6 protein-coding genes are annotated in these 7,743 nt (G+C 71.5%); 4 read left to right on the top strand and 2 right to left on the bottom strand.

The window, feature by feature from the left end:
• The coding region (locus ACXAHD_RS30270; RefSeq protein ID WP_475054867.1) for a hypothetical protein at nucleotides 1–891 on the bottom strand (891 nt) is incomplete at its 3' end.
• A complete protein-coding gene (locus ACXAHD_RS30265; RefSeq protein WP_281554269.1) occupies nucleotides 888–2,012 on the bottom strand; it encodes an MFS transporter in 1,125 nt (374 codons plus the stop codon). The genes ACXAHD_RS30265 and ACXAHD_RS30270, both read right to left, overlap by 4 nt.
• Nucleotides 2,013–2,035: 23 nt before the next feature.
• Between ACXAHD_RS30265 and ACXAHD_RS30260 the strand changes: the two genes are divergently transcribed.
• From ACXAHD_RS30260 to ACXAHD_RS30245, 4 genes are all read left to right on the top strand, one after another.
• Entirely contained in the window at nucleotides 2,036–2,485 is a 450-nt protein-coding gene (locus ACXAHD_RS30260; RefSeq protein ID WP_281554270.1) for a hypothetical protein, read from the top strand.
• A 70-nt stretch (nucleotides 2,486–2,555) separates the two neighbouring features.
• Complete coding sequence (locus ACXAHD_RS30255; protein WP_281554271.1) at nucleotides 2,556–4,076, top strand: glycoside hydrolase family 43 protein; 1,521 nt, start codon at nucleotides 2,556–2,558, stop codon at nucleotides 4,074–4,076.
• 91 nt (nucleotides 4,077–4,167) lie between these two features.
• Nucleotides 4,168–5,391: an MFS transporter gene (locus ACXAHD_RS30250; RefSeq protein ID WP_281554272.1), complete on the top strand. Its 1,224-nt coding sequence runs from the start codon at nucleotides 4,168–4,170 to the stop codon at nucleotides 5,389–5,391.
• Nucleotides 5,392–5,733: 342 nt separating this feature from the next.
• A complete protein-coding gene (locus ACXAHD_RS30245) occupies nucleotides 5,734–7,407 on the top strand; it encodes a cellulose binding domain-containing protein (protein WP_281554273.1) in 1,674 nt (557 codons plus the stop codon).
• Nucleotides 7,408–7,743 lie beyond the last annotated feature (336 nt).

Raw genomic sequence — 7,743 nt, 5'->3', positions numbered from 1 at the left:
TCCGCCGAGTGTCCACAGCGCGGCGGCGGGGGGCGCCGCCGACGAGGGGTCCGGGGGCGCACCGGCGCGACCGACCACCGCCGGCGGCACCCGGGACGCCGATCCGTTCTGCCCGGTGACCGCCAACCAGTGGTCGGCGGTGCGCCTCGCCACCTCGGTGAAGTCGCCGCCGAACCGGTCGGCGGCCACCGCGAAACCGAGCATCCCCCAGGCCTGCCCACGCGTCCACATCTCGCCGTCGGTCGACGGTGCACCCACGGCCGGTAGTTCGCGTTCGGCCAGCACCTGACCGTCGGCGGCCACCAGCAGGGTGGCGCAGCTCGCGGCGTGGCGTCGGGCCAGCTGCCGGGCTCCGCTCAGCGGCCCGTCGGCCCAGCACAGCAACGCCACCACGGCGGCCAGTGCGTCGATGCCGATCCGGGGCGTCGGTGGTCCACCGAACGCCGACCCGACCGGGAACACACCGGGACCGGCGTCGAACGACCCGGCGAGCGCACGAGCACCGGTCAGGGCGACCCGGGTCGCCGTCGTGTCCCGGCAGATCCGTCCGCCGACCGCGGCCGCCCCGTACCAGAACGTCATGGCCCGGGTCACGGTGTCGTCGCCGGCCCGTGCGGCGAGGCGTCCGGTCATCTCGGTCGCGGCGGCCCGGCAGGACGGGTCGCCGCGGACCGCGGTCCCCAACCAGTGGAGCCCGGCCCAGAAGCCGCCGGTCCAGGACCCGCGTCGGGTGCTCGTCCAGTCGCCGCTGGCCGGGTCGGCGTAGAGCGGGAACCGCTCGCCGACCACGGCACGGACGTGCGGCAGCCGGTCCAGCATCGCGTTCAGCGCGGTCCGGGGCTGCGGTGTGCCGACCCCGACCGGCGGCCGGGGTCCCGGCGGCGCGGTCACGCCGGCACCGGTTCGGCGGCGGTGCGGCTCCTCAGGCGCAGCCCGGCGAGCGCGGCGACGGCGAACACTACGGCGACCGCACCCCAGGCGAGCGGGTAGCCGCCATTGTCGGCGAGCAGACCGAAGCCGGTCGGCCCCACCACGAAGCCGCTGAAGAAGCCGGTCGAGACCAGCGCCGAGGCATGACCGGCCGGAGCCTTGCGGCGCACCACGGCGAGCATCGACACCGCGTTCGCGCCGGTGGCCGTCATCCCCACCCCGATCGCACCCAGCCACACCAGCGGCGTCCACTGCCCGGCCAGCAGCACCAGCGCGGCCGAGACCGCCGCCGCGGCCGACAGCAGTGGCAGTGCCGAAGTCACCACCGGAAGCCGGTCCGCCCAACGGGTCCACCACAGCCGTCCGAACACGCCGGCGGCGCCGAACACCGCCAACAGCGCGCCGGCCGACCAGCCGGCCAGTTGCAACTGCTGTACGCCGTACAGCGGCAGGTAGGTGTTGACCGCGGACAGGCCGGTGCCCAGCAGCAGCGAGTAGCCCATCAGACCGGCGACCTCCGCCGGTGGTCGTGACCACTGCCACCACGGTCCGGCCGGTGTGTCCCGTCGGGGTGGCCGGGGCACCTGCCACCACACCACCGCGAACAGCCCCACCGCGAGCAGGCCGGCCAGTCCCAGCGCCGTACGCCAGCCCGAGGCGGCCGCGACCGATGGCAGCGCCAGCCCGCAGATCACCGCGGCGAGCTGCACACCGGACTGTTTCACCCCGACAGCGGTGCCCCGCCGGGGTGCGGGTACCACTGTGGCCACCAGCACGTTGGTCGCGGGGTTCGCCAGCGCCATCCCCAGCCCGGCGACGGCGACCACCGCGACCAGCACCGGGTAGCTGCCGGTGACCGAGCCCGCCAGGAGCGCGGCCGCGACGACCGTCGCCAACCACAGCAGCCCCCGCCGGGGCCCGACCGCGTCGACCAGCCGTCCGGCCGACAACGACACCACCGCCGCCACCGCGAACGCGACCGTCACCGGGACGCCTACCGCCGCTCGTGACACGCCCAGGTCCTCGGCCAGATACGGGCCGAGCGCACTGACCGCGTACAGCGGTAGCATCGACACCGCCATCGCCCATGTGGTTACCATCGTCGATGTCCGCCACCGCGTGGCCATCCGACGCCTCCCTTCATCGCCGCAACATCAGTCGGCCCGGCGAACCGTCGGGTTCCCGTTATCGTCGCCGGTCGTCGATCGATGATCGACCGACACACCGCGCAGGGCAGACGACAACTGGCGCGTCCCGGCGAGCTGGCTCGCCGAGACGCGATAAAGCCGCCGAGAACGAGGCCAAGGCGCAACGCCGGCTGGCCCAGGCGTACCGGGACAACCGGGCGGTCCTGCAGTACGAGCTGGCGCTGCGCCGGCTGGAGGTGGGCGCTGCGCTCGCCGGCAAGGCCCCGCAGCCGGTGGTGGTACGCACCGACGGTACCGGCGGCGGGGACGTCTCGGCACTGTCCACCCTGCTCACCGCGCAGTTGCTGCCGCGTACCGTTGCGTTGCCGGCCCGCGGCGCCGCCGCGAGCGCAGACGACGCCGACTGATCGACCGACCGAGGTCCGACCCCGGTCCGGGTACGGTGCATCCACCGCACACCGGACCGGGGAGGACGACATGACAATGGACGGATGGGTCGACGGTGGGTTCACCAACCCGGTGCTGCCCGGCTTCCACCCGGACCCGAGCGTCTGCCGGGTCGGCGACGACTACTACCTGGCCTGCTCCAGCTTCGAGTACTTTCCCGGCGTACCGATCCTCCACAGCCGCGACCTGGTCAACTGGACCCAGATCGGCAACGTGCTGGACCGCCCCGAGCAGCTGGCCATCCCCGCGTCGGCACCGTCGTCCGGCGGGATCTACGCACCCACCCTGCGCCACCATGACGGCCGGTTCTGGCTGATCACCACCAACGTGGCGGACGGCGGCGGCAACCTGCTGGTCTCCGCCGCCGACCCGGCCGGTCCGTGGTCGGACCCGGTGCCGCTGCCCGGCGTGGCCGGCATCGACCCCGACCTGGCCTGGGACGACGACGGCAACTGCTGGTGCACGACCGCTGGCGTCGGGCAGGTCCGCATCGACCCGCGGACCGGTGCCGCGCTCGGACCGACCCGCCGGCTGTGGTCCGGCACCCCGGGAGCCCAGGCACCGGAAGCCCCGCACCTGTACCGGATCGGTGCCTACTGGTACCTGCTGATCGCCGAGGGTGGTACCGAACGCGGCCACGGTATCTCCGTCGCCCGGGGCCCGGCACCGGACGGCCCGTTCGAGCCGTGCCCGGCGAACCCGATCCTCACCCACCGCGGCACCGACCTGCCGATCCAGAACACCGGTCACGGCGACCTCATCCAGGCACCGGACGGCTCCTGGTGGCTGGTCCTGCTCGGCGCCCGACCGCGCGGCGGCACCCCCGGCTGGCACGTGCTCGGCCGGGAGACGTTCCTCGCCCCGGTCGACTGGGTCGACGACTGGCCGGTCGTCGGCGCGCTCACCGAGCGGATGACCGCCCCGCGCTGGCCGGCGGAGCCGGTGACACCGCCGCCGACCCGCGACGACTTCGACGGCGACCGGCTGCACCCACGGTGGCTGTCGGTGCGGTCCCGGCCCGCCGACGCCTGGTCGACGAGCCGGCCGCCCGGCTGGCTGACCCTGCACGCGCGCGGCGCGTCGCTCGACGCCCCGGACGTCACCTTCGTCGGCCGCCGTCAGCAGCACCTGTCCTGCCGGGTCCGGACCCTGATCGACCCGGGTGCCGGCCGGGGCGGCCTGGCGGTGCGGATGGACGAGAACCACCACTACGCGGTCGAGGCCGGCGGCGGCGGGGTGCACGTCGCGGCCCGGATCGGCCCGCTGCGGCCGGTGCTGGACGCCCGACCGGTGCCGCCCGGGCCGGTGGTGCTGCGGGTCGACGCCGTCCCGTCGCCGACCTGGCATCCTCGGCAGGGGCCGGACGTGCTGCGGCTCGGCCTCGAAACCGCCGACGGTGAGTTCACCGTCCTGGCCGAGCTCGACGGCCGTTACCTGTCGACCGAGGTCGCCGGAGGCTTCACCGGCCGGGTGATCGGCATGTACGCCGCCACCGGCACGGTCCGCTTCGACTGGTTCGACTACCTCCCGGACCACGGCTGCCAGGTGTGACGGCTACCGCCATCGTCGCTGGTCACAGCCGGGGTGGCAGGTGTGACCGGCGTCCTTGGTGCCGATGATCACCGGTGGTTAGCGTGACCGGATGGTCTCACCCGGCACGGCCCGCGCCGACAGCCCGGCCGGTGTCCCACGGCCGCAGATCCCGCTGCTGCTCGGCGCGGTCTTCCTGGTCTTCCTCGGTCAGATGTCGATGAACCCGATCATCGCTCCGCTGGCCCGGGAGATCGGCCTCGCCGAGTGGCAGGTCGGGGTGACGATCAGCATCTCCGCGTTGACGGTCGTGGCCACCAGCCAACTGTGGGGGCGCCGGTCCCAGTCATGGGGCCGCAAGCCGGTGCTGGTCGCGGCGTTCACCCTGGCCACCCTGACGATGGCGTTGTTCGCGCTGCTCGCCGACCTCGGCATGCGGGGCGTCGTGACCGGCAGCACGTTGTTCCTGCTCTTCGTGGCGTTCCGGGGCGTCGGGTTCGGAGCCGCGCTCGCCGCCGTGCCGCCGACCGCGCAGGCGTACATCGCCGACGTCACCGACGACCAGTCCGCCCGGGTCAGGGGGATGGCCGGGATCGGGGCGGTGCAGGGCGTGGCGATGGTCGTCGGCGCGCTGGTGGGTGGGCTGCTCGCCGGGTTCGGGCTGATGGCTCCGCTGGTGGTGGTGCCGGTGCTGCTGGCCGCCGGGCTGGTCGTCGTCGCGGTGCGGCTACGCCGGGAGCACCGTACCGAGCTGATCGAGGAGCCGGTACGGGTCAGCGCGTGGGACGCCCGGGTGTGGCCGTACCTGCTCGCCGGGTTCGGCATGTTCACCGCGCTCGGCTTCATCCAGGTGGTCAGCGGATTCCTCGTCCAGGACCGGTTCGGACTGGATGCGGAGGCGACCGGGTTGATCGCCGGTACGGCGCTGCTCGCCGCCGGTGTCGGGATGGCGTTCGCGCAGACCGTCGTGGTGCCGCGTAGCGGCTGGCGGCCGGCAAGGCTGCTGCGGGTCGGCGGTGCTGTCGGGCTGGTCGGGTTCGCTCTGCTGGTGCCCGACACGCACATCGCGTTCCTGGTGGTCGCGATGGCCATGATCGGACTGGGTCTCGGTATCGCGATGCCCGGCTACGTCGCCGGTCCGACGCTGGCGGTTCGCCGCGAGGAACAGGGCGGGCTGGCCGGCCTGATCGGTGCCACCAACGGGCTCACCTTCGTGCTCGCACCGACCGCCAGTACGGCGTTGTACGCGGTCTGGGCGCCGCTGCCGGTACTGATCGGTGCTGTCGTGATGGCATGCGTCACGGCCTTCGTCCTGATCCATCCCGCGTTCCGCTGACGCGTCGCGGGCCTCGATGATGCCCAAGGGATCAGCGCGGTCATCGTTGCGCGGCCCTATCCCCGGCGTCGACGAGCAGGGTCCCCCAGGTCGACCCGGCCGGGCAGCAGACTCCCGGTTGTTGACGTGATGACATCTATCAATATGATGTGTGGAAAGCGCTTTCACGCACCTCACCGCAGGCCACCGAGGTTTAGGAGGTGACTCGGCCGACCGGCCGGCACCGGCTGGTCGGCGGATGCCAACTGCTGTCTCATCGTCGAACCTCACCCACCAGTGGTCCCGGTCGTCAGTGGGCGTGCTGCCCGCCGGTAACCGCTGGATCGACCATCAGGAGAATCCATGACTCGACACCTCCGACGGCCGGCGTGGCCGGTGGCGGCCGTGGCCACCGTGGCTCTCACCGCGGGGATGACCGCGGTGACCACCCTGTCGGCCAGCGCCGCCAGCGGCTGCCAGGTCACGTACACCGTCGCCGCGCAATGGCCGGGTGGCTTCGGTGCCAACCTCGCCGTGACCAACCACGGTGCGCCGATCAACGGCTGGACGCTGAGTTGGACTTTCGCTGCCGGCCAGGCAATCACCCAGTCCTGGGGATTCACTGCCGACCCGGCCAGTGGCACCGTCGTCCTGCGAAATGTCAGCTACAACGCGTCGATCCCTACCGGCGGCACTGTGACCGGGGGATTCAACGGCACCTGGAACAACTCGTCGAACCCAGTGCCGACGACCTTCACTCTCAACGGCACGGTCTGCAACGGACCCGTTCCCACCAGCCCGCCACCGACGACCGCGCCGCCACCGACCACCGCGCCGCCACCGACGACTGCGCCGCCACCGACGACTGCGCCGCCACCGACGACTGCGCCGCCACCGACGACTGCGCCGCCACCGACGACTGCGCCACCGGTCAACACGCTTATCGTCGCGACCAACGGAAACGACGCGAATCCTGGCACACTCGGGGCTCCACTGGCGACCCTGGCTCGGGCGGTGACCCTGGCTTCCCCCGGCACGACGATCGCCATGCGGGGCGGCACCTACCAGTTCAGCACCAACGTGCGGATCATGAAGGACGGCACATCAGCCAACCCGTACACGATCACCAGCTACAACCGGGAGCGGGTGGTTCTCGACGGGGAGAACCTGCCGCACACCCCGGCCCCGGTCGGTGGCAGCATCCCCAACCTCGAGCGTGGCGTGCTGCACATGGAGGCCGACCACTGGCGGGTACGTGACCTGGAAATCATTCACGGGCCATACGCCATCTTCTGCCGCGACTGCAGCAACAACGTCTTCGAACGTCTCGTTACCCGCGACAACTACGAGTCCGGCCTGCAGATTCAGGGCGCCGCGAGCAACAACCAGGTGATCAACCTCGACTCGTACGGCAACCGGGATCCACGCAAGAACGGCGAGAGCGCCGACGGCCTGGCCATCAAGGAGGGCTCCGGCAACGGCAACGTGGTACGCGGAGCCCGGCTGTGGAACAACTCCGACGACGGTTTCGACGCCTGGGAGTTTGCCTCTCCGATCCTCGTCGAGGACTCTGCGGCCTGGGGTAACGGCTTCAACCGATGGGGTCTGCCCAACTACAGCGGCGACGGCAACGGGTTCAAGATGGGCGGCGGTGACCCCGACCCGGCAGCGAACCACACCATCCGTAACAGCTTCTCGTTCAGTAACGCGGTGAGCGGGTTCATCGACAACGGCAACCCGGGCACCATCACGGTGGACCGCACCACGGCCTGGAACAACGGCGACAGCGGGTACAAGTTCGCGAACTCGACCTCGCGGTTGACCGCGAACCTCGCGGTCAGCAACGGGGCGGGGGTGTCGCTGGGCAACTCCACGGCGACCGGGAACTCGTGGAACATCAAAAGCTCCTGGAGCAACTCGGATCTGCTCAGCACGGATCCTTCGGTGCTGATCGGGCCGCGCGCCACGGACGGCGGGATTCGGAGCTCCGCCTTTCTGCAACCACGCAGTTACCCGAACCTCGGAGCACGTAGCTGACGGACGGACGGGGAAATCAGCATTCTATAGCAAATGCACCAAATCACCGTACGCCTGGCGGGTCCTGCACCCGCCGGGCGTACGGCATGTTGTCGTCGACGGGTTGGCGATATATCGTCGGTGTATCGACAAAGCATCGTTGGAGGCAGCCATGAAGTTCCACCACCGGTTCCACGGCGGACCGCAGGCATGGATGCGGGGCGGATTCGGATTCCCGCCGTTCGGTCCCGGTCCCGGCCCCGGCTTCGGTCCCGGTCCCGGTCCCTGATTCGGCGCAGGGCCGGGCGGAGGACCGTGGACTGTCTCTTCTCCACCCCTTACACTCCCGACGCCCTT

The organism is Micromonospora sp. ABR4_055 (genome assembly GCF_056160425.1).
This window is presented reverse-complemented; position numbering and strand designations above follow the sequence as displayed.

What these genes read in the sequence shown, in the direction of transcription:
- ACXAHD_RS30265 (WP_281554269.1), bottom strand. Translation starts at nt 2,012, where the DNA reads ATGGCGGTGTCGATGCTACCGCTGTACGCGGTCAGTGCGCTCGGCCCG.
- ACXAHD_RS30260 (WP_281554270.1), top strand. Translation starts at nt 2,036, where the DNA reads ATGTCCGCCACCGCGTGGCCATCCGACGCCTCCCTTCATCGCCGCAAC.
- ACXAHD_RS30255 (WP_281554271.1), top strand. Translation starts at nt 2,556, where the DNA reads ATGACAATGGACGGATGGGTCGACGGTGGGTTCACCAACCCGGTGCTG.
- ACXAHD_RS30250 (WP_281554272.1), top strand. Translation starts at nt 4,168, where the DNA reads ATGGTCTCACCCGGCACGGCCCGCGCCGACAGCCCGGCCGGTGTCCCA.
- ACXAHD_RS30245 (WP_281554273.1), top strand. Translation starts at nt 5,734, where the DNA reads ATGACTCGACACCTCCGACGGCCGGCGTGGCCGGTGGCGGCCGTGGCC.